The organism is Photorhabdus sp. HUG-39, assembly GCF_963878365.1.
GTDB classification, from domain to species: Bacteria; Pseudomonadota; Gammaproteobacteria; order Enterobacterales; family Enterobacteriaceae; genus Photorhabdus; species Photorhabdus kayaii.
This window is the reverse complement of record NZ_CAWNWY010000026.1, coordinates 1-21,253: the sequence shown is the minus strand read 5'-3', so window position 1 is coordinate 21,253 and position 21,253 is coordinate 1. Positions and strand designations below refer to the sequence as shown.

Annotated in this window: 15 protein-coding genes; 8 read left to right on the top strand and 7 right to left on the bottom strand. The window is 47.5% G+C overall.

Annotated features, from left to right (window positions below):
• Positions 1-91: 91 nt before the first annotated feature.
• From AAC155_RS16275 to AAC155_RS16245, 7 genes are all read right to left on the bottom strand, one after another.
• Positions 92-1,246 (bottom strand): hypothetical protein, encoded by a 1,155-nt coding sequence (locus tag AAC155_RS16275; RefSeq protein ID WP_113043332.1) that lies wholly within the window; start codon positions 1,244-1,246, stop codon positions 92-94.
• A gap of 146 nt (positions 1,247-1,392) precedes the next feature.
• Complete coding sequence (locus tag AAC155_RS16270) at positions 1,393-4,035, bottom strand: fimbria/pilus outer membrane usher protein (RefSeq protein WP_113043331.1); 2,643 nt, start codon at positions 4,033-4,035, stop codon at positions 1,393-1,395.
• 83 nt (positions 4,036-4,118) lie between these two features.
• A complete protein-coding gene (locus tag AAC155_RS16265; RefSeq protein WP_223121465.1) occupies positions 4,119-4,856 on the bottom strand; it encodes a fimbrial biogenesis chaperone in 738 nt (245 codons plus the stop codon).
• A 75-nt stretch (positions 4,857-4,931) separates the two neighbouring features.
• The gene (locus tag AAC155_RS16260) at positions 4,932-5,597 is read right to left on the bottom strand and encodes a fimbrial biogenesis chaperone (RefSeq protein ID WP_229015590.1); all 666 of its coding nucleotides are present in this window, start codon (positions 5,595-5,597) and stop codon (positions 4,932-4,934) included.
• Positions 5,598-5,699: 102 nt separating this feature from the next.
• The gene (locus AAC155_RS16255; RefSeq protein WP_113043328.1) at positions 5,700-6,272 is read right to left on the bottom strand and encodes a fimbrial protein; all 573 of its coding nucleotides are present in this window, start codon (positions 6,270-6,272) and stop codon (positions 5,700-5,702) included.
• A complete protein-coding gene (locus tag AAC155_RS16250; RefSeq protein WP_113043327.1) occupies positions 6,272-6,991 on the bottom strand; it encodes a fimbrial biogenesis chaperone in 720 nt (239 codons plus the stop codon). The genes AAC155_RS16255 and AAC155_RS16250 overlap by 1 nt, the downstream gene beginning before the upstream one ends.
• A 100-nt stretch (positions 6,992-7,091) precedes the next feature.
• Positions 7,092-7,658 carry a fimbrial protein gene (locus AAC155_RS16245; RefSeq protein ID WP_113043326.1) on the bottom strand — a complete coding sequence of 189 codons (567 nt, stop codon included), beginning with the start codon at positions 7,656-7,658 and terminating at the stop codon, positions 7,092-7,094.
• Between the two features lie 1,024 nt (positions 7,659-8,682).
• Between AAC155_RS16245 and AAC155_RS16240 the strand changes: the two genes are divergently transcribed.
• The 8 genes from AAC155_RS16240 (at position 8,683) to acnB (ending at position 21,087) form a co-directional block, all read left to right on the top strand.
• Entirely contained in the window at positions 8,683-9,261 is a 579-nt protein-coding gene (locus AAC155_RS16240; protein WP_113043325.1) for a hypothetical protein, read from the top strand.
• An 8-nt stretch (positions 9,262-9,269) separates the two neighbouring features.
• Entirely contained in the window at positions 9,270-9,491 is a 222-nt protein-coding gene (locus AAC155_RS16235; RefSeq protein ID WP_112876763.1) for a helix-turn-helix domain-containing protein, read from the top strand.
• 345 nt (positions 9,492-9,836) lie between these two features.
• On the top strand, positions 9,837-10,109 hold the full coding sequence (locus AAC155_RS16230) for a lipoprotein (RefSeq protein WP_113043324.1): 273 nt from the start codon (positions 9,837-9,839) through the stop codon (positions 10,107-10,109).
• A gap of 1,045 nt (positions 10,110-11,154) precedes the next feature.
• A complete protein-coding gene (pdhR, locus tag AAC155_RS16225) occupies positions 11,155-11,919 on the top strand; it encodes a pyruvate dehydrogenase complex transcriptional repressor PdhR (RefSeq protein WP_036777528.1) in 765 nt (254 codons plus the stop codon).
• Between the two features lie 189 nt (positions 11,920-12,108).
• Positions 12,109-14,772 (top strand): pyruvate dehydrogenase (acetyl-transferring), homodimeric type, encoded by a 2,664-nt coding sequence (aceE, locus tag AAC155_RS16220; RefSeq protein ID WP_113043322.1) that lies wholly within the window; start codon positions 12,109-12,111, stop codon positions 14,770-14,772.
• Between the two features lie 14 nt (positions 14,773-14,786).
• A complete protein-coding gene (aceF, locus tag AAC155_RS16215; RefSeq protein WP_113043321.1) occupies positions 14,787-16,379 on the top strand; it encodes a pyruvate dehydrogenase complex dihydrolipoyllysine-residue acetyltransferase in 1,593 nt (530 codons plus the stop codon).
• Between the two features lie 206 nt (positions 16,380-16,585).
• Complete coding sequence (gene lpdA / locus AAC155_RS16210; RefSeq protein ID WP_113043320.1) at positions 16,586-18,025, top strand: dihydrolipoyl dehydrogenase; 1,440 nt, start codon at positions 16,586-16,588, stop codon at positions 18,023-18,025.
• A 464-nt stretch (positions 18,026-18,489) separates the two neighbouring features.
• Complete coding sequence (gene acnB / locus AAC155_RS16205) at positions 18,490-21,087, top strand: bifunctional aconitate hydratase 2/2-methylisocitrate dehydratase (RefSeq protein WP_113043319.1); 2,598 nt, start codon at positions 18,490-18,492, stop codon at positions 21,085-21,087.
• Positions 21,088-21,253: the final 166 nt, after the last annotated feature.

The window sequence follows — 21,253 nt, the reverse complement described above, 5'->3', positions numbered from 1 at the left end:
CGGGTATATAAGGAGTCATTTAACTTATCTAGGGTTGTCGGCTAGCTTGTTGCAGCGCCGGTAGGCGCTGCAACAAGAGTAATAACTAAGCCTATGGGGCGACGAAGTTAACATCCGACCATACGGAAATGACCGCGACGGCTCTGGCTAGCCCTCCGGCACCGTCAGTCTTCAACAGAATCGGTACCACAGACACTTGCGTCGATGCCGTATAACTATCGTCCCCTTGTTTAACGTATCTTGCATTTTGCCCTTCACTTCGGTGCCCGGTACTGAGTGATAAGGGTTTGTTGGCCGCATCAGTAAACATGAAGGCGACATCCTCTATTGACGAGGCCAAGGCATTTGGTTTCCCCGGCACAAACGGCCCATCGATCCGGTAAAGCAGGCGTGAATTTTGAAATACATCATCATCGCCGGAACAGGTGCTGCTTATCCCTATCTGCCTTGCTAACTCAAGTGGATCTCCCACCTGTTTACCGGCTCTTTTCACTGTTCCCCAATCCACCGATGACGGAGTAAGAACAACCGCACAGGTGGACGGCTTTTTAACGGATGAAAGGATGACTGTAGTCCACAGGGGTTTCAACATGCCGTTAGAGCCCGATATGGTCGCAGGAGTCCAGCCGATCGCGCCCACTGACAAATAACTTCCAGCCGGTTTTGCATTGAAATTCCCGTCACTGTCCGGGTAAATGGCTCCGGTCACCGAGCGGACACTGATATCAACCAGACCGTTGGCATCCGGGACGCAGGGAAGGTTAACGCCAGCATTCCCTTTGACCAGACTGGTTGATTGATAAGTATTGGGTGAACCATGTGTCTGGCAAGAGAGTGAAGATTGCCCGATATCAACCATAAAGTCGCCAGCCTTTCCTACCCGGACGCTACCCGGTGATGACGAAGAGATCAATGAGCTGGTCCCCGATCCTAAGGTGTAGGCCATAAACTGGGTCCCGGTGGGGACGCGACAGGTTGTCGACCAGTCAAGAGGGCCACTGGTGGTATATCCCACTATTTCATCCCGTGAATAATCACGCTTATCTTTGTTGTTCGGCATCATGGCATAGCCGGTGACGGTTACATTGCTAACCTTATTCACCAGTTCTGTTTCGCAATCCTGATAAGTCTCGGCCGCCTGGAGGGGTAATGCGGTCAATAAAAAGAGCAGTGACACCCCCAGCCCCATGATGGTTGGGACGGGGTTTCCTGTATGACCGCCCCACAAACGTTCAGTTTTTAACATCCTTCTCTCTCCAAATTATTCATCTGTTCACCTCGCTCTTTCACTGTCGGGGCTAACTTCGCTTTTGGTGGCGCCCCGGACGTAAAAGTGAGACAGGTGATATCTCATCGGGCACACCGGTCAGGTTGCCCATATGAAGGTTACGCTTATAGACACACGGCATCGGCCTGCACCAGTTTTCCGGGGGTATCGGACGACACCTGATAACGGGTGGTGCATTGCTGATTTGCCTCGTTTCCCCACTTGACTTTCACATGACCGGCGGACGGCATGCCGCTCAGATAAACCCGGCCGTTATCGCCCACAATGCCGCTGCCGGCTTGGGTTGCGTTTCCTGCCAGCGTCGCGGTGGCGCCAAAGGGCACGGGCTTGCCATGATGTGTCAGGGTCAACAGCAACTGGCTACCTAAACGAACTTGATAATTGGCCAGCGTCACCGCGCCTTTGGTCGGGTAAACGTTGCGGCTGGTCTGGTCAATATCGACCCCTTCCGGCAGGGTGGACGGGTCCAGATTGATGGTGTTTTTGTGGTAGACCGATCCGCCCGGCAGCACAGCGTAGCCACGCCAGTCGGTCTGTACGTTGCCGTTGCTGACTGTCACCCCTTTCGCTCCGGGTGCGCGAACTAATACCGCGGTATCTCCCAACGAGCGTGACAGCGTTATCCCGTAAGGATGGATCAGAAGAGCGCCGGACGTGCCATAGGTGACGTGTCGGCTGTCTGCGTTGTCGTTGTAACCCAGATTAACGCTCCCCTGACTGCCCTGATAACCCAGCGACAGGGCCCGACTGTTTTGCTGGCCGCTGTGCCCCCAGCCTTGTTGGAGGTTATAACTCAGGCGGTTATCCCATAACATGCCACTGATGCCGGTCTGTTGAGAGAGGTTACCCTGCGAGTCGCGCGAAGCCGTATAGCGGGTGTAAACGCCCCGTAATGCCGGTGATGATCCAAAGAGACTCAGTGGGACCTGCATATTGAATGACACCTGACGGTTTTCCGGCCAGTGGCCCTCGCCCTTTATACGAGAAATGTGATAACTCAGGTTATAGCTGATCCCCATCAGCATCGCGTTGTAACCCAGACTCAGGTTGTTGTCGGTACGGCCATTCCAATAATCGTTGCGCATCCCGGAGGCGTAAAGACTGCCCCAACGTCCTAGTGTCTGACGCAGGTTCACCTGCCAGGTGTTCTGACGCCGGTCAAGCGCCCACGGCACCTGATATTCATTCAAGTTGTAGCCGATGCTGTTAGCATCACTGAAACTGTAGTAATGCTGAGTGGAATAGCGGTAGGCAGCCAGATCAATGCCGGTGCCGGTACTGATTAGGTTCTTGGAATATTTCACGCGATAAGACTGGCCGAATTGCCCGCTTTCTTCCTGATCCTTGCTCTCCTGCAACTGTGTATGGGCCAGCGTCACATCCGCAGACAGGGCGCCGAATGTCCCCAACGAAACGCCGGTACCTAATACACTCGACTGGTAGTTGCCAGCGACCAGTCCCCCGCCGTATAGGGTGATACTGTGGGGTAAACCATAGACCAGGGTGCTCATAGCAAATATTGGGGAACGACTGCCATTGGTGAGGTTACCACCGTGATATTGACCGGTCGTCAATTCATATTTAACGCCCCCGGGACGTTGCATCACCGGCAGGGACGACGAGGCTATTGTAGAAATACGGGTACGGCCATTTTCCTCTTTGACGGTCACCGTCAGATCGCCCGCACTTCCAGTGGTATAGAGGTCGGTGAAACGAAACGGCCCCGGCGCCACCGTGGTTTGATACACGATATTGCCATTCTGGGATACCGTCACCTGCGCATTGGCGTTCGCCACACCGGTTATCTCCGGGGCAAAACCGCGCTGACTGTCGGGTAACATCGCCTCCTCCGAAGCCAGTTTCATACCACGAAACGGGATACTGTCAAAAATGTCGCCACCGGTATAGGTTTCACCCGCCGTGAACTCACTGCGCAGTGAGGGGATATCACGTTGCAGATAGGTACTACTCACCTGCCATTGGGTCTGTGCCGGCGTGGAAAAACCGGAGGTGCCCTCGTTGCGCTGACGATTGTAGCTGTAAGTTTGCGTGCTGCGCAGACGCCACGCTCCCAGATTCAACCCGTTACGAAAAGAAGCAAACAGATTACGGGAACGTGATCCTCCCCAGTTTCCCTGACCGTCATAACGTCCTTCCGAACCGTTGACAGTGTAATTCATTAAAAAGGCCGGGATCCCGTTATCCCACAGAGACGGATCAACCATCCCGGAATAGTGGGGTTGCATGGCGACCTGCGGGACACTGAGATCCAGACGCAAACGGGCGAAATCCAGTGTGGCGCGGGCGTGCGGGATCTGTTTCGTCAGATCGGTGATGAGGCTGTCGTCTGCTTTACCCTGAAAAGCCGGTAATCCGCGGGTATTGACCCCATACCCTTCCAGTTGTGCGACGGTTAATACCGGCTGGAGATGGCCGTTAACCTGCCTGAATTCAATCTCGCGGCTGTCCACCCGATTCTGGTTCATGTAGACATCCACCAGATAGCGCCCGGGGGCGACATAGCCCGCGTTTTCATACGCCGAGAGATCGACATGACTGCGTTCACCGTCAGCGCCCATCAGGAACGCCGGATTAAAGTATTCCCGCGCTGAGGCGGGCAGGGCCGTTGCCGTCAGTGAACACAGCAGGCATAGGTATACCGGCCGCGGCCGGAAACTGCCCGGTTGACCGGGCGCACGCTGGTTACCCGTCCGCAGTGCAGACGGAAATAAAGTGTTTATTGCCATAGCTCATCTCTGCTTCTAATTTAAGCCTGTGCTGTTGATATTGAGGTCGCTTTGCCGGTATACCGTCCGCCGATGCGGCGGGTTTATAACGGGACGTGGCGATCCTGATTGTCGCCGGGAAAACGCCAGATTAGTGGCCCTTGTCCCCCGGCGGTAAACGAATAGGTTTGTATGCCTTTCGGGGGCACCATCGTCTGGCGGGTGTGGTCATCCGCATACTGTGTGCCCATTTTCAGGACCGAAAAGGCCAGAAAATAGGGTGTGGGATTTTCCACTCGCAACTGCGTCCCCTGAAGGGAAAATTTCACCTGTTTTGCCACCTTGGCGTTATCCCGGGCGGGGACGCCTTTAGGGCGATAAAACAGCCGGATATTCATCTGTAAAGCGACCTGCACCTGCGAGTTCTTGCCGGTCTGGCGCTCAGGCACGCGCGTGTCCGGTACGGCGACGCCGGGGATAGCCCGCAACGAGACCACAAAGGCCGATTCCCGATCCGGCGGTAACTGCCCGCCAAGCTGGCGAATACGGAACGAGAATTTCCCGCCGGCCTCAATCCGCTTTAACGGCGGCAGGACAACAAAAGGGGGAACCCGCCCGGTTTGGGTGTCAAAGCGACCGGTATCGGGGTCCATCGGGCTGACAAATCCCTGTACCAGATAGCCCTGCGCCGTATGGTTGGTCATACTGAGGGTCACCCCGCCGGGGCTGTCTTTAGCGACATACGATAACTGCATCGGGGAGAACGATAACCCCGGATCCTCCGCCGCCTGCGCCTTTAACAGGCCGCCCAGCAGCAGGGCGAAACAGAAAGGGTAAATCATTGATCCCGCGTGTGCTTGCCTGTTCCCGTTACTGACTCTCTTCACTTTCCACCTCTGGATAAAACAAGGGCGAATTTAACCCGCCACGTTGGCGGTAAACAGGTTTGAAGCCCCGCCGTAATCATTAATCATCGACCAGCTCACCGCTTTTTTGCCTGCCTGTCCGACATAGGTCACACAATCCTGCGGCGCTATCATGGAGGGATAGCGATTCAGATCGAGCGTCTGTCCGTCCAGCGTGAGGCTGTCCAGCGACAGGAAATAGGGCGTGGGATTGCACGCCTTAATGCCATCGGGTTGCGACTGAAAGCGCAACTGCCCATACGCCTGTTCCGGCAACATCGGCAGGCCATGCGGTCGCCAGAAAAACTTAATCCGCATTCCCACGCTCATCGACGCCTGATCCCGAGCGTGCTCATTCGCCATCGGATGGGCGGCGGGGATAGCATTCATCTGGACATACCCGAGCGATTCCCGATCCGCCGGAAAGGGAGGCAGATGAAAAGTCGGCAAAATACGCAAACTGTTCTGACTGTTGGCCTCCAGCCTGAACAGCGGCGGCGTCACCACAAACGCCGGTGCGGTTTTCTCCTGATCGCCCGTGATCCTTACCTGCACCAGCCACGTCTGAAGTGTGGTGTTAACCACCGTCAGCGTCTGTGCCCGCGCCCCTTGGGTAAAAATCACCCGGGTTTTATTCAGGCTGATACCGGCTGCCTGACAGGGTTCTGTGCCGGCCATGCCTAACCCTAGACAGAATAGTAGTGGTGCCAGCCTGTACCGCGTTGTGCGCATCCGACCTGTTTCCACAACGCCTCCTGAAACCTGTTACCTGAGCGACACTCAGTGATAGTCAAATTGAAATTGAATGTGCGCGGTCAGCTCACCGGGGGTGGGGACCGCCGTACCGGATTCATGCCGCATATCCATCTGGAAGGTAATTTGACCGTCTTTAACGGCGTTACCCGGTGATGCCAAATCCACATAATCGCCATTTTTCAGGTAGCTTCCCAGCCCGCCTTCCGGTGATTGATAGCGCAGGCCAAAACCCACGTTTTCCACCACAGAGGACGATTTATCCCGAAATAACGTCGGGTGATTTTCCGGCGTGGGGCCGGCTATTTTAATCGCCGGGGTACGGCCCGCTCTGGCTGATCCCGCACAACCTGACAACGCCAGCGTCACAGGCTTGTTGTCCGCCGCTGCGATATGTTCCGCACTGCGCTTAACTTCATTAAGCGGTATGGATGAAAACTCGACATGGGAGGTCTGTACGTTGAGTTCGCAGGTTGGCTGTTCCAGCGTCAGGGCCAGCGTTAGCTCTGCTGTGTTGGGGCTTGCTCCCCCGGGCAGGGGGATGGTACAGAGCAGACCGGCCAGTGCTGTCCGTCCGATAAGAGTCCACGGTTTTAACATTACGGTATCTCCCCTTGATAGGATGATCCTCCACCGAGGTCATTAATCACTGTCCAGCTCACTTTGGCCGGGTAATTCACGCCTTTGAGGGGGAAAAACAAGGCAGAGAACGGTGAGACCATGCTCTCTTTCTGTTTCTGCGTCATCAGCTCTTGGCCGCCCACTTTTAAGGAGGCGAAGGTGATGTAATAGGGTGACGGATTCGTGACCGTTATCCCCTCGGCTGTCGGTTTGAAGCGCAGTGAACCAAATCCTTTCTCCGGTGCAACTGGCAGCCCTGACGGGCGATACATCAATTTAATTGTGTGGGCCAGAGCAAACTGTATTCCGCCGGAGACACTCTGGCGGGAATGTTTCTCGGATTCAGTACTTAATGGGATGGCCTTCGCAGTAAACCAGAACAGGGATTCACGGTCGGTCGGCAGGGCCTGACCAGTTTTGATGATACGGACCTGATTCTGGCTGCCGGGCTCCATACGAAACAGGGGCGGTGTTATTACAAACGGAGCGGCCTTCTTCTGCTCAGGAGCGGTATTGACCGCTACTTGCATTAAATAGACGGTTTCTTTACTGCTGTTGCGCAGTGAAGCGGTGGCGGCGTGACGGTCCGCTGGGTAGATAATGCGGGTGGCATCAATACTTACCCCTCCAGCCTGCGCGGCGGTGACCGTGCCGCCTAATAAACTGGCCACCATCATTGCTGTCATGAATTTTTTCACTGAGTCACCTGAATGTGTCTGTTTTGGTATTGCGTAAGTAAGAATTGGACCTCCTTGTCCAATTCCACTGCTATGTGTTCCTAGTGCCTAACGGCGTTGATTATTGATAGGCTATTGCTACAGTCAGGGTCGCAGAGGAGCTTTTTGCGGCTACCACACCTGTACCAAGCTTAACCAGCCCTGCCTTAAGCGTGATGGCATTATCAGCAGCATCAGCTAGCGCACCGTTATTTTTTAGGTCAATTACTGTGTTTGGTTTCACTTCTGCACTATCAGCCTTCAGGCTAACCGCATAATCAGTGATTGCAGTACTACCCTCTTTAAGCTGAAAGTAGTCGTTTCCTTGTGCTGTACCGCTAACTGTCAAACTAACTTGTTTAATGGCGCTATCGCTCTTCCATTTTTGATTACCAGGGCAGCCTTTCACTTTAATCTGGACATCTTTCTCACCTACTACTTCCTTATTAGCAGCACTACTCAAGGCTGATGTCAGAGCCGTAAGATTGACCGGAGACATTGTGTCAAACTCACAAGTCCCTGCGCTCACTTGAGAGTTTACTGTCAGGGTATTACCTGCACCATCACCAACATTAGCTGCCATAGCCTGCGACATCCCCCCCAGGCACAGTGCTGCTGCCACACAAGTCTTCAAAATTTGCTTTTTCATTTCATCTATTCCTTATCTACATCTGCTGAGTACATTTTGCCTAAAACAACACCATGACAGATTAAACAATCGGACCGCCAAGGCGGTGCGTTTACTGGTCATTTAGAGTTATTTTGTTCAGTTATTAACTTAATGAAATATATGAATATAAATATTCACCTTATGAAATCACTTCTGGCTTATACCATTTGGTTTCAGAGTTTCAGCCTTTTGCATAAGAAAATGAATATTAAGTTGATTAAAAAATGAGCTTTAAATGGGCGCAATATCCATAACGAAAGAAATAATTTCTTTTTGAAATCAAAAAATTGAGTAATTTTTTACAAAAAAATACAAAAAATCTCTTTTAAGTGATGAAATTTTCCGTATACTGCCCCGGCGGTTGAAGATAACCGAACAAAATAACTCTAAATGTTCGGTTTTATGTCCCATATCAGAAACTGATGTCATTGAAAGCCACACCACTACTTTGAGTAAGGTTTTTCCTCGTTCTTACACCTTCTTACCCTTGCGCAGAAACACGAATCTCCAGCATCGCAAAAGCATTACATTAATTATTCTTATTAATTTTCATTAATTATTCTTATTGATTTTCAGTGTTGAGGGGATTGGTTAAAACCTGATATCAGGTTCGTTTTGAGCCATTATCTTCGATTCACTCTGTATTGAAATTGACACGGCATTGTGTAGACATATTGAGCTTTGAAAGGCACCCGGAGTAAACCGTTCTGTGTTTGTCATACAATCTTCACAACAAACTATCGCGGTAAACCATGTGATGGCGGGGTGATAAAACAGTGACCAAGTAACATATACTGCTTACTGTTCACTGCTTCAGGTAAATGATGACTTTTTTCTTTTTCTATCAATAAATTAATGATAGTTTTCAATGATTATCGCTATGATTTATCGATGACTTTGAAGGGTGGTCTGTCTATTTAGTGATAAAAAATTATTGTCATACGATAACTTTTAAAGTACTTTAGCGACAGTTTAGTTAAACATGTATATGGAATGACACAAGATGTGTGATAAACAGGAGTTTGTAACTAATCCCAGAATCAAGCTACTCAGCTTTCTGGCTATTATTATTGCTTCCATTATGGTAATTGGTGATATTGGGTTCCATATTGCGTCTTGGTCGTTATGGCATGATGCCACTCGCCAGGCTGTTCTTCAGGCGTATAGTGATCTTATGCCGGCATTGACTGCAAAAGGATTTAAGCAATCTTTATTAAGTCAGGTGCTTTATATCTCGCTGGATACGATACCTCGGATTATATCAACGTCATCTTATATATTAATTGGCATTCTGTTTTTCCGGTTTGCTAAAGGTGAAATATGGAGTAACCGTAATATTTCCGCTTCATTTATTATTGGTTTCCTGATGATTCTAGAGCAACTTCTCTACCCTGTGATTAATATGTTACAGGGGATGGCGTTATCTGTGGATTTAGTGCAAGGGCAACGGGTATTTAGTTTTTCGTTTGGAGTTAATTCAGAATCTCTGTTTATTATTATGTTTGGTGTATTCCTTCTGATATTTAGCTTAATTATGCGTGAATCTAAGAAGATAAGCGATGAGCAACGTTATTTTATCTGAGAATCATCATGAGTATTATAATAAGGTTGGATGTGATCTTAGCGAAAAGGAAAGTAAAGTCTAAAGAATTAGCTGCCATTATTGGTATTACTGAGCAAAATTTATCATTACTGAAAAATGGCAAAATAAAAGGTATTCGTATCGAGACGCTGGAAAAAATTTGTAGGCATTTGCAGTGTCAACCTGGAGATATATTGGAATATGTGGAAGATGGAGAGGATAGCCGTTAATATAAAAAATAAAGTCATTGTATGTCTTTTGGTATCTTATAAGATAGAACTTTATATTCATTAGCCAGTTTTAAATACATGAAAATATTAATTATTTCATGTTTTTTATCTAGCCTGTTACTCTTTGGTGTTAATGGTTCACCAATAAAGCAGGTTTTTCCTAGCGATAAGAATATATATTTCTCTCTGGAGGGATATTGTTCTGATATTCCGTGGAATGCCAGAAAGATAAAATGCATATGTAGATATTATTTACTCGATCATAAGAAATGATCTCTCTTTTTATATGGTTTTTCATTTAAGTTAAATTTTTATAAAATATACAGCAAGTTAAGGATATTAAGAATGAATAAATTTCTCATTGCTTTATTATCAATATTTGTAGTTACGGGATGTTCCATGCCACGGCTTACTGATAGCTATATTTCAACCTGTGGTTATTTTGAATGTAATGTCACGGATATAGTTTCAGGCAGTGAAGTTAAAGTAGATAATATACATTCTATTCCTGATATTTACAGAGATATCTCAAACCAAGATAGACAAATTATACAGTCTGGTGGACAGCCATCTTTTGAAGATAAGAGTTACCGTATTGGGGGGACTTTTAAATTCTAATTTAATTTCTTTGGTTATTTCTTTATTTTTAATTAAGGTATTGTTATATGAATTTTATAAGAAAAATAGCTGTTATCCTTTTATTTACCTTATTTACTGTATTGGCGGGGTGTACATCGTGGGAAAAACCAGGCGCAACTCAGTATGAAAGAGATAGGGATTATGCTGAATGTAAAGCATTGGGTTATTCTCAATTACCATCAGACTGGACCAGCGAAGTTATTCATTCTTTCGAGACAAAACGTTTTTCCTGTAAAGATAAAGACAAGGACGAAGATAAATCCTGTAATCATTACATTACTGTGCCGAAAACTGAAGTTAAGCGTTGGGATAAAAATGAATCGTCAAGACGTTGGATAATTTCATCCTGTATGTATAAAAAAGGATGGAATGAAGTGACGCGCTATTGGTTTTAATATATACCCGTCATCTTTCAAGTTGCCTCTTTGTTGGCTGCACTCGCTCACCCCGGTCACATAGTTCGCTATGTGACCGGGGATTCACTCCTTTGCCGTCGCGATGCATCTTGAAATCCATAGGGTATAGTTCATTTTTTCCATCAGCAGGAGTTATGTGGAGCTGTTGCTGGTGGTTCCTCACATTTTGTCATTATTCCTTTCTAATCGTTGGTTTTAACCTCTCGGTTTTATTGATTTGAGCTACATTTATAACCTGATGGTATGCATTTGTATTTAAAATCAACAGGTGATGATTTGGTAGCTATATCTTTTTAATAAAGATTCAACTATTTTATTGCTGTAACGATTCAATATGCCCATTTGTATGTTTAAAAAGGTTGGTTAAAATATTATCTTAGGATGTTTATTAACCTACTGGTTATCAGCTTTTACTAATTTTTAAAAAAAATTGTTAAAATTTGCAGGTTTTTCTGATTTAGCAAAAGGTCTTTATAGACAGTTGGTGAATACTTTGTTACTTTTATGGCCCGGTGGTTTAAATTGGTATTACCAATTGACTTCGGTAAAGACCGAAACAACAAACAAAATAGCCTCATGAGATAGGTTCTAACTGACTTATAATAAATATGGCTTATAGTAAAATCCGCCAACCAAAACTATCAGATGTCATAGAGCAGCGTCTTGAGCATCTCATCCTGGAAGGATCCGTGCGTCCAGGGGAGAAGTTGCCGCCTGAACGTGAGTTGGCGAAACAGTTTGATGTGTCACGTCCTTCACTGCGCGAAGCCATTCAACGGTTAGAAGCTAAAGGTTTTCTTTTTCGCCGTCAGGGTGGGGGAACGTTTGTTCAGAGTAACCTTTGGCAAAGTTTCAGTGATCCGCTGGCACAGTTACTGGCTGGTCACCCAGAATCTCAATTTGACCTCCTTGAAACCCGCCATGCTTTGGAAGGTGTTGCTGCCTATTACGCGGCACTGCGTGGAACTGACGAAGATTTTGAGCGTATTCGGCAATATCACCTTGTTATTCAACAAGCTCAGGAAAGTGGTGATGTCAATGCTGAATCCGAAGCTGTTTTGCAATATCAGCTTGTCGTTGCCGAAGCCGCGCATAATGTGGTTCTCCTTCATTTATTACGTTGTATGGCGCCTATGCTGGAACAAAATATCCGGCAGAATTTTGAGTTTTTGTATACCCGCCGGGAAATGCTGACGGCTGTCAGCGATCATCGGGCGAAGATTTTTGAAGCAATAATGGCGAGGCAACCAGAGAAAGCCCGTGAGGCATCTCATCGCCATTTAGCTTTTATTGAAGATGTCTTATTGGATCTCAGCCGCGAGCACACTCGCCGTGAGCGATCATTACGACGTCTTCAACAACATCAGGAATAAAATTAGCTGTGTAGATCTTGTAGTTTGCTGCGTCTGCACAGCTAAGTTGAGTCCCTTTACTGAGGGCGCTAGCGGCAACAACAGTGAGGGCCTATCTTCCAGTCATGACCGGCTGAACGTCAAAGGGTATGACGGGAAGGTAGGCTCCAAAACAATCATTAGAAACAGATAACAGATAAGGAATACACCATGTCAGACATTTTGAAAAATGACGTGGATCCGATCGAAACTCGCGACTGGTTACAGGCGATCGAATCGGTCATCCGTGAAGAGGGTGTTGATCGTGCCCAGTTCTTGATTGATCAGGTACTGAACGAAGCACGTAAAGGTGGCGTGAATGTTGCAGCCGGTGCTGCTAACCGCGATTATATCAATACCATTGCTGTTGAGGATGAGCCTGCTTACCCTGGCAATCTGGATTTGGAGCGCCGTATTCGCTCTGCTATTCGTTGGAATGCTGTGATGACCGTGTTGCGGGCATCCAAAAAAGATCTGGAATTGGGTGGTCACATGGCTTCATTCCAGTCTTCAGCAACCATGTATGAAGTTTGTTTCAACCATTTCTTCCGTGCCCGTAATGAAAATGACGGCGGTGACTTGGTTTATTTCCAAGGCCACATCTCTCCAGGCGTCTACGCTCGTGCTTTCCTTGAAGGTCGTTTAACTGAAGGGCAGATGAATAATTTCCGTCAGGAAATTCATGGCAACGGTCTCTCTTCTTATCCGCATCCAAAATTGATGCCTGAATTCTGGCAGTTCCCAACCGTTTCAATGGGATTGGGGCCAATCGGTGCGATTTATCAGGCTAAATTCCTGAAATATCTGGAACACCGTGGTCTGAAAGATACCTCCAAGCAGACCGTTTATGCCTTCTTGGGCGACGGTGAAATGGATGAGCCAGAATCCAAAGGGGCGATCACTATCGCCACCCGTGAAAAACTGGATAACCTGGTATTTGTTATCAACTGTAACCTGCAACGTCTGGATGGTCCAGTTACGGGTAATGGCAAAATCGTTAATGAGCTGGAAGGCATTTTTGATGGCGCAGGTTGGCAGGTTATTAAAGTGCTTTGGGGCGATCGTTGGGATGAACTGTTGCGTAAAGATACCAGCGGTAAATTGCTCCAACTGATGAACGAAACGCTGGACGGTGATTACCAGACGTTCAAATCCAAAGATGGCGCTTATGTGCGTCAGCATTTCTTTGGTCGTTACCCAGAGACCGCTGAATTAGTCAAAGATATGACCGATGACCAGATTTGGGCGTTGAACCGTGGTGGTCATGATCCTAAGAAAGTCTTTGCTGCTTTGAAAAAAGCGCAGGAAACTACCGGCAAACCAACGGTTATCCTGGCTCAGACTATCAAAGGTTACGGTATGGGTGATACGGCGGAAGGTAAAAATATCGCTCATCAGGTTAAGAAGATGAATATGGAAGGCGTTCGCCATTTCCGTGATCGTTTCAATGTCCCTGTTGCTGATGAGCAAATCGAAAACCTGCCATATGTAACTTTCGATAAAGATTCTGAAGAATACAAATACCTGCATGAGCGTCGTGCAGCGCTTGGTGGCTATTTGCCAAGCCGTCGTACTCATTTTGAAGAGAAACTGGAACTGCCAACGCTGGAAGATTTTGGTGCGTTGCTGGAAGAACAAAACAAAGAAATTTCTACCACTATTGCTTTCGTTCGTGCTTTGAACGTGATGTTGAAAAACAAATCAATCAAAGATCGTCTGGTTCCAATCATTGCCGATGAAGCGCGTACTTTTGGTATGGAAGGTCTGTTCCGTCAAATCGGTATCTACAGCCCTAATGGCCAGCAATATACTCCGCAGGACCGTGAGCAGGTTGCTTACTATAAAGAAGACGCCAAAGGTCAGATTCTACAAGAAGGCATCAATGAACTGGGTGCCGGTTCATCATGGCTGGCGGCAGCAACGTCTTATAGCACCAATAACCTGCCAATGATTCCGTTCTACATCTACTACTCTATGTTCGGGTTCCAACGTATTGGCGACCTGTGCTGGGCAGCTGGCGACCAACAGGCTCGTGGCTTCCTGATTGGTGGTACTTCTGGTCGTACAACCCTGAATGGCGAAGGTCTGCAACACGAAGATGGTCACAGCCATATTCAGTCTCTGACTATCCCTAACTGCATCTCTTATGATCCGGCATTTGCTTATGAAGTTGCTGTGATTATGCATGATGGTTTGGAGCGTATGTATGGTGAGAAACAAGAGAATATTTACTACTACATCACCACGTTGAACGAAAACTACCACATGCCGGCGATGCCACAAGGCGCGGAAGAAGGTATCCGTAAAGGTATCTACAAGCTGGAAAGCTTGGAAGGTAGCAAAGGTAAAGTTCAGCTATTAGGTTCAGGTTCTATTCTGCGTCATGTGCGTGAAGCAGCGCAGATTCTGGCTAACGATTATGGTGTGGGTTCTGATGTGTACAGCGTGACTTCATTCACTGAGCTGGCTCGTGATGGTCAGGATTGTGAACGTTGGAACATGTTGCATCCAACAGAAACGCCACGTGTACCTTATGTTGCTCAGATCATGAATGAAGCACCGGCAGTGGCTTCTACTGACTATATGAAGCTGTTCGCAGAACAAATTCGTAACTTCATCCCTGCAAGCGAATTCCGCGTATTGGGTACTGACGGTTTCGGTCGTTCCGATAGCCGTGAAAACCTGCGTCATCATTTTGAAGTTGATGCTTCTTACGTGGTGGTTGCTGCTTTGGGTGAATTGGCTAAGCGCGGCGAAATCGATGTGAGTGTTGTGGAAGAAGCAATCAAAAAATACAACATTAACCCAGAAAAAGTTAACCCGCGTCTGGCATAAGAGGTAAAGAATCAATGGCTATCGAAATTAAGGTACCGGATATCGGTGCGGATGAAGTTGAAGTCACCGAAATCATGGTGAAAGTTGGCGATACAGTGGAAGCTGAACAATCGCTGATCACCGTGGAAGGTGATAAGGCTTCTATGGAAGTTCCATCCCCTCAGGCGGGTGTTGTTAAAGAGATCATCATTGCGGTTGGCGATAAAGTTGAAACCGACAAACTGATTATGATTTTTGATTCCGCGGAAGGTGCTGTAGCAGCTGCGCCAGCGGAAGAGCCAGCAGCGATAACATTGTCTTCGCGTATGGCAGAGCCAGAACCAGCAGCTTCTGCGGCTATGAATGTTCATGTACCGGATATCGGCGGCGATGAAGTCGAAGTTACCGAAGTGATGGTGAAAGTTGGCGATGCGGTGGAAGCTGAACAATCGCTGATCACCGTAGAAGGCGATAAAGCCTCTATGGAAGTCCCCGCGCCATTCGCAGGTATCGTTAAAGAAATTCAAATCAAGGTCGGTGATAAAGTGAAAACCGATTCTATGATTATGGTCTTTGAAGTTGCGGGTGCAGCGCCTGCTGCTCCGGCTGCCTCTGCGCCAGCGGCTGAACCAGAGAAAGCGGCAGCACCGGTTATTGCTAGCAGAAGCTTCGCGGAAGAAGATAAAAATGATTTCGCTGAAAATAGTGCTTATGTTCATGCAACGCCGGTGATCCGTCGTCTGGCGCGTGAATTCGGCGTTAACCTGGCTAAAGTGAAAGGTACAGGGCGTAAAGGCCGTGTTCTGCGTGAAGATGTTCAGGCTTACGTGAAAGACGCGGTTAAACGTGCAGAATCTGCTCCTGCATCAGCCGGTGGTGGTCTGCCGGGTATGTTGCCTTGGCCGAAAGTGGATTTCAGTAAATTTGGTGAAATTGAAGAAGTTGAGCTGGGTCGTATTCAGAAAATCTCTGGCGCTAACCTGAGCCGTAACTGGGTGATGATCCCACATGTTACACAGTTCGACGAAACGGATATTACTGAAGTTGAAAACTTCCGTAAGCAGCAGAATCAGGAAGCTGAGAAGAAACAGCTTGGTGTGAAGATCACGCCATTGGTATTCATCCTGAAAGCGGTAGCAAAAGCGCTGGAAGAGATGCCGCGCTTTAACAGCTCTATCTCGGAAGATGGTCAGAAACTGACGCTGAAAAAATACATCAACATTGGTGTGGCCGTGGATACACCTAATGGTCTGGTGGTTCCAGTGTTCCGTGATGTTAATAAGAAGGGCATCATCGAATTGTCCCGCGAGCTGACTGAGATATCTAAGAAAGCGCGTGCAGGCAAACTGACTGCATCTGATATGCAGGGGGGATGCTTCACTATTTCAAGCCTGGGTGGTATCGGTGGCACAGCATTTACGCCAATCGTTAATGCACCAGAAGTGGCTATCCTGGGCGTATCCCGCTCATCAATGAAGCCGGTATGGAATGGTAAAGAGTTTGTTCCACGCCTGATGCTACCTCTGTCACTCTCTTTCGATCACCGTGTGATCGATGGTGCTGATGGTGCGCGTTTCATCACATTTATTAATCATGCGATGAGCGATATCCGCCGTCTGGTGATGTAATCTCAAAGGCCGGCCATGTGCCGGCCTGATTGTTATTGCGGTGACAGAGAGACAGCTTACATCTGGTGAGTTTGTTGCGAGTTCTGTCACGTTAACGCACTTTTCAGGTTATTAACAATTCTGTAAACTGCTCGCGGTGTGTAGGTCCCGGTGGAATATATCGTTTTTGGCGCCTGACCCGCCGGACAAACAATTAAGAGGTCATGATGAGTACTGAAATTAAAGCCCAAGTAGTGGTACTTGGGGCAGGTCCAGCAGGGTATTCTGCTGCTTTTCGTTGCGCGGATTTAGGTTTGGAAACCGTTCTGGTGGAACGTTACTCTACCTTAGGTGGTGTTTGTCTTAACGTTGGTTGTATCCCTTCCAAAGCATTGCTGCATGTAGCAAAAGTGATTGAGGAAGCTAAAGCGTTGGCAGATCATGGCATCGTTTTTGGTGAACCCAAAACTGACATCGAAAAAGTCCGTGTTTGGAAAGAAAAAGTTATTAATCAGCTAACCGGTGGTTTGGCTGGTATGGCTAAAGGCCGTAAAGTTAAAGTGGTTAATGGTGTTGGTAAGTTTACAGGGGCGAACACGCTGGTTGTTGAAGGTGAAGGTGAAGGTGAAGGTGGCGCAACAACGATTAATTTTGATAACGCCATTATTGCCGCGGGCTCCCGTCCTATCCAACTGCCATTTATTCCTCATGATGACCCGCGCGTTTGGGATTCTACAGATGCTTTGGCGCTGACAACAGTTCCTGGCCGCTTGTTGGTCATGGGCGGTGGTATTATCGGTCTGGAAATGGGAACCGTTTACCACGCTCTGGGTTCTCAGATTGATGTTGTTGAAATGTTGGATCAGGTTATTCCTGCGGCTGATAAAGATGTGGTGAAAGTCTTTACCAAACGTATCAGCAAACAATTCAATCTGATGCTGGAAACCAAAGTTACCGTAGTAGAAGCCAAAGAAGATGGTATCTACGTCACGATGGAAGGCAAAAACGCACCGACAGAACCACAGCGTTATGACGCGGTTCTGGTTGCTATCGGTCGTGTACCTAACGGTAAAATGCTGGATGCAGGTAAAGCGGGTGTCGACGTTGACGACCGCGGCTTTATCCACGTTGATAAGCAAATGCGCACCAATGTACCGCACATCTTTGCTATTGGTGACATCGTTGGTCAGCCTATGTTGGCGCATAAAGGTGTTCATGAAGGTCACGTTGCGGCGGAAGTTATTTCTGGTAAGAAACACTACTTTGATCCAAAAGTGATTCCATCCATTGCTTACACTGAACCCGAAGTTGCATGGGTTGGCCTGACTGAGAAAGAAGCGAAAGAGAAAGGCATTAGCTATGAAACGGCTACTTTCCCATGGGCAGCTTCTGGCCGCGCAATTGCTTCTGATTGTGCTGATGGTATGACCAAACTGATTTTCGATAAAGAAAGTAATCGTATTATCGGTGGTGCTATTGTGGGTACTAACGGTGGTGAATTGTTGGGTGAAATCGGTCTGGCAATTGAAATGGGTTGTGATGCGGAAGATATCGCATTGACCATCCATGCTCACCCAACATTGCATGAATCGGTAGGTCTGGCTGCTGAAGTCTTTGAAGGCAGTATTACTGATTTGCCGAATGCGAAGGCAAAGAAAAAGAAGTAATTTCTTAAATCGATTAATGTAATTCACCGAAGCGGCTTTCATTTATTGAAAGCCGTTTTTTTATCTAGTATGACCTGTTTGGAAAAGTACAGTATAAAAAGTATGGCTTTTGTGGGTGCTACTGGCAAAAATCAGCGGAATAATCTGTTTTAATAGTTTTGTCTGCTGTTAATTCAGAATATTACTATCAGTTAATGTTACTTTTATGTGAACGAATTAACATCGCATTCAAATTTTGGTATGCTGAGCGCCCGAAGCTGGGCATAACTTGATTTGCACTTGTTAAGTTATGTCGGCAATCCTCTGACCTGGCACCCGGAACCATAACTAACAACCTGTCCCTGGAGGGGCTATTTGTTGCGAAAACACATATTGTTGCGCAAAGACGATAGTCTGGTGAGGCAGGTTCTAAGGCGGGTGCAGAGCCGGGTAGATAAAATGACAATGAGAGCGAGGAGAAAGTCGTGCTAGAAGAATACCGCAAGCACGTAACCGAGCGTGCAGCCCAAGGTGTTGTCCCTAAACCATTGGACGCGACACAAGCGGCGGCGCTGGTTGAGTTACTGAAGAGCCCACCAAAAGGTGAAGAAGATTTCCTGTTAGATCTGCTGATTAACCGTATTCCCCCTGGCGTTGATGAAGCGGCCTATGTAAAAGCCGGTTTTCTTGCCGCCATTGCGAAAGATGAAACCATTTCACCGCTAATCGCGCCAGAAAAGGCGGTTGAACTGCTTGGAACGATGCAAGGTGGTTATAATATTCATCCTTTGATTGATGCTCTGGATAATGAAAAACTGGCCCCAATTGCAGCTAAAGCGCTCTCTCATACTTTGTTGATGTTTGACAACTTCTATGATGTAGAAGAAAAAGCAAAAGCAGGTAATCCACAAGCCAAACAAATTATGCAATCTTGGGCTGATGCGCAGTGGTATCTGGAACGCCCTGAATTGGCAGAAAAAATTACAGTCACAGTATTTAAAGTGACGGGTGAAACAAACACTGACGACTTATCTCCTGCGCAGGATGCATGGTCACGCCCTGATATTCCTCTGCATGCTCTGGCAATGTTGAAAAATGCTCGCGAAGGGATTGTCCCGGATCAAGCTGGTGTTATTGGCCCAATCAAACAGATTGAAGAGCTGAATAAGAAAGGCTATCCGCTGGCTTATGTCGGTGATGTGGTTGGTACAGGTTCTTCCCGCAAATCGGCCACTAATTCAGTGTTATGGTTTATGGGCGATGATATTCCATTTGTGCCAAACAAACGTGGTGGTGGTGTTGTTCTGGGCGGTAAAATTGCGCCAATCTTCTTCAATACGATGGAAGATGCCGGTGCGCTGCCAATTGAGCTGGACGTGAACAAATTAAATATGGGGGAGGTAATTGATATCTACCCCTATAAAGGGGAAGTACGTCACCACGAAACCAATGAGTTACTGGCTGAATTTGAACTGAAAACAGATGTATTGTTGGATGAAGTGCGTGCGGGGGGCCGTATTCCACTGATTATCGGCCGTGGTTTGACCAGTAAGGCGCGTGAGTCTCTTGGTTTACCACCGAGTGATGTCTTCCGTCAGGCGAAAGCGGTTGAAGAAAGTAGTCGCGGTTTCTCCCTGGCTCAGAAAATGGTTGGTCGGGCATGTGGCACGGTGGGTATTCGCCCTGGTGAATACTGTGAACCTAAAATGACCTCTGTTGGTTCTCAGGATACAACTGGTCCCATGACCCGTGACGAACTGAAAGATCTGGCGTGTTTGGGTTTCTCTGCGGATTTGGTAATGCAGTCATTCTGCCATACGGCTGCTTATCCTAAGCCAGTTGACGTCACGACTCACCATACCTTACCTGATTTCATCATGAATCGTGGCGGGGTTTCTCTGCGTCCGGGTGATGGCATTATTCACTCATGGCTGAACCGTATGCTGTTGCCTGATACCGTTGGTACGGGCGGTGATTCTCATACGCGTTTCCCGATTGGTATTTCCTTCCCGGCTGGTTCTGGTCTGGTAGCGTTTGCTGCTGCGACGGGGGTGATGCCTTTGGATATGCCAGAATCTGTGCTGGTTCGTTTTAAAGGGCAGATGCAGCCTGGTATTACTTTGCGTGATTTGGTTCATGCGATTCCTTACTATGCGATTCAGCAAGGGCTTCTGACGGTTGAAAAGAAAGGTAAGAAAAACATCTTCTCTGGCCGTATCCTCGAAATTGAAGGTTTGCCAGATCTGAAAGTCGAGCAGGCATTTGAATTGGCGGATGCGTCTGCGGAGCGCTCTGCGGCGGGCTGTACCATTAAATTGGATAAAGCACCGATTATTGAATATCTGCAATCCAATATTGTATTGCTGAAATGGATGATTGCTGAAGGTTATGGTGATCGCCGTACTTTAGAACGTCGTGTAACGGGCATGGAGAATTGGCTGAAAGATCCTCAATTGTTGGAAGCTGATGCTGATGCAGAATATGCCGCGGTTATCGAAATCGATCTGGCTGAAATTAAAGAGCCTATTCTATGCGCACCGAATGATCCAGATGATGCCCGTTTACTGTCTGATGTGGCTAACAGTAAAATCGATGAGGTTTTTATCGGTTCTTGTATGACTAACATTGGTCATTTCCGTGCAGCCGGTAAATTATTGGATCAACATAAAGGTCAATTACCCACTCGTTTGTGGGTTGCTCCACCAACGAAAATGGATGCAGCTCAACTCACGGAGGAAGGTTATTACAGCATCTTTGGTAAGAGTGGGGCGCGGGTTGAAATTCCTGGCTGTTCCTTGTGTATGGGTAACCAAGCACGCGTTGCTGACGGTGTAACCGTGGTCTCCACTTCGACTCGTAACTTCCCGAATCGTCTGGGGACGGGGGCGAATGTTTACCTGGCATCGGCTGAACTGGCGGCTGTGGCTTCTTTGTTGGGACGCCTACCTACACCGGAAGAGTACCAGCAATTTATGGATAAAGTTGATGAGACTGCGGAAGATACTTACCGTTATCTCAATTTTGATCAACTGAACCAATACACTGAAAAAGCGGATGATGTGATTTTCCAAACTGCGGTGTAATTCCGATACCAATGAATGGGAGGTAAAAAACCTCCCATTCAGATTATTGACAAAGTGCTGGTTTTTTATCCGGCATTTTGTTTTAATTAAGTTCCGTTCACTCAACGGAGCTTGCCACCATGTTAAGATCCCCCCCTCTCCAGACTTTCCCGCCAGAAACGCTCTC

Bases quoted from the DNA above. Each gene is read 5' to 3' on its own strand.
- AAC155_RS16275 (WP_113043332.1), bottom strand. From the start codon at position 1,246: ATGTTAAAAACTGAACGTTTGTGGGGCGGTCATACAGGAAACCCCGTC.
- AAC155_RS16270 (WP_113043331.1), bottom strand. From the start codon at position 4,035: ATGGCAATAAACACTTTATTTCCGTCTGCACTGCGGACGGGTAACCAG.
- AAC155_RS16265 (WP_223121465.1), bottom strand. From the start codon at position 4,856: ATGATTTACCCTTTCTGTTTCGCCCTGCTGCTGGGCGGCCTGTTAAAG.
- AAC155_RS16260 (WP_229015590.1), bottom strand. From the start codon at position 5,597: ATGGCCGGCACAGAACCCTGTCAGGCAGCCGGTATCAGCCTGAATAAA.
- AAC155_RS16255 (WP_113043328.1), bottom strand. From the start codon at position 6,272: ATGTTAAAACCGTGGACTCTTATCGGACGGACAGCACTGGCCGGTCTG.
- AAC155_RS16245 (WP_113043326.1), bottom strand. From the start codon at position 7,658: ATGAAAAAGCAAATTTTGAAGACTTGTGTGGCAGCAGCACTGTGCCTG.
- AAC155_RS16240 (WP_113043325.1), top strand. From the start codon at position 8,683: ATGTGTGATAAACAGGAGTTTGTAACTAATCCCAGAATCAAGCTACTC.
- AAC155_RS16235 (WP_112876763.1), top strand. From the start codon at position 9,270: ATGAGTATTATAATAAGGTTGGATGTGATCTTAGCGAAAAGGAAAGTA.
- AAC155_RS16230 (WP_113043324.1), top strand. From the start codon at position 9,837: ATGAATAAATTTCTCATTGCTTTATTATCAATATTTGTAGTTACGGGA.
- pdhR (WP_036777528.1), top strand. From the start codon at position 11,155: ATGGCTTATAGTAAAATCCGCCAACCAAAACTATCAGATGTCATAGAG.
- aceE (WP_113043322.1), top strand. From the start codon at position 12,109: ATGTCAGACATTTTGAAAAATGACGTGGATCCGATCGAAACTCGCGAC.
- aceF (WP_113043321.1), top strand. From the start codon at position 14,787: ATGGCTATCGAAATTAAGGTACCGGATATCGGTGCGGATGAAGTTGAA.
- lpdA (WP_113043320.1), top strand. From the start codon at position 16,586: ATGAGTACTGAAATTAAAGCCCAAGTAGTGGTACTTGGGGCAGGTCCA.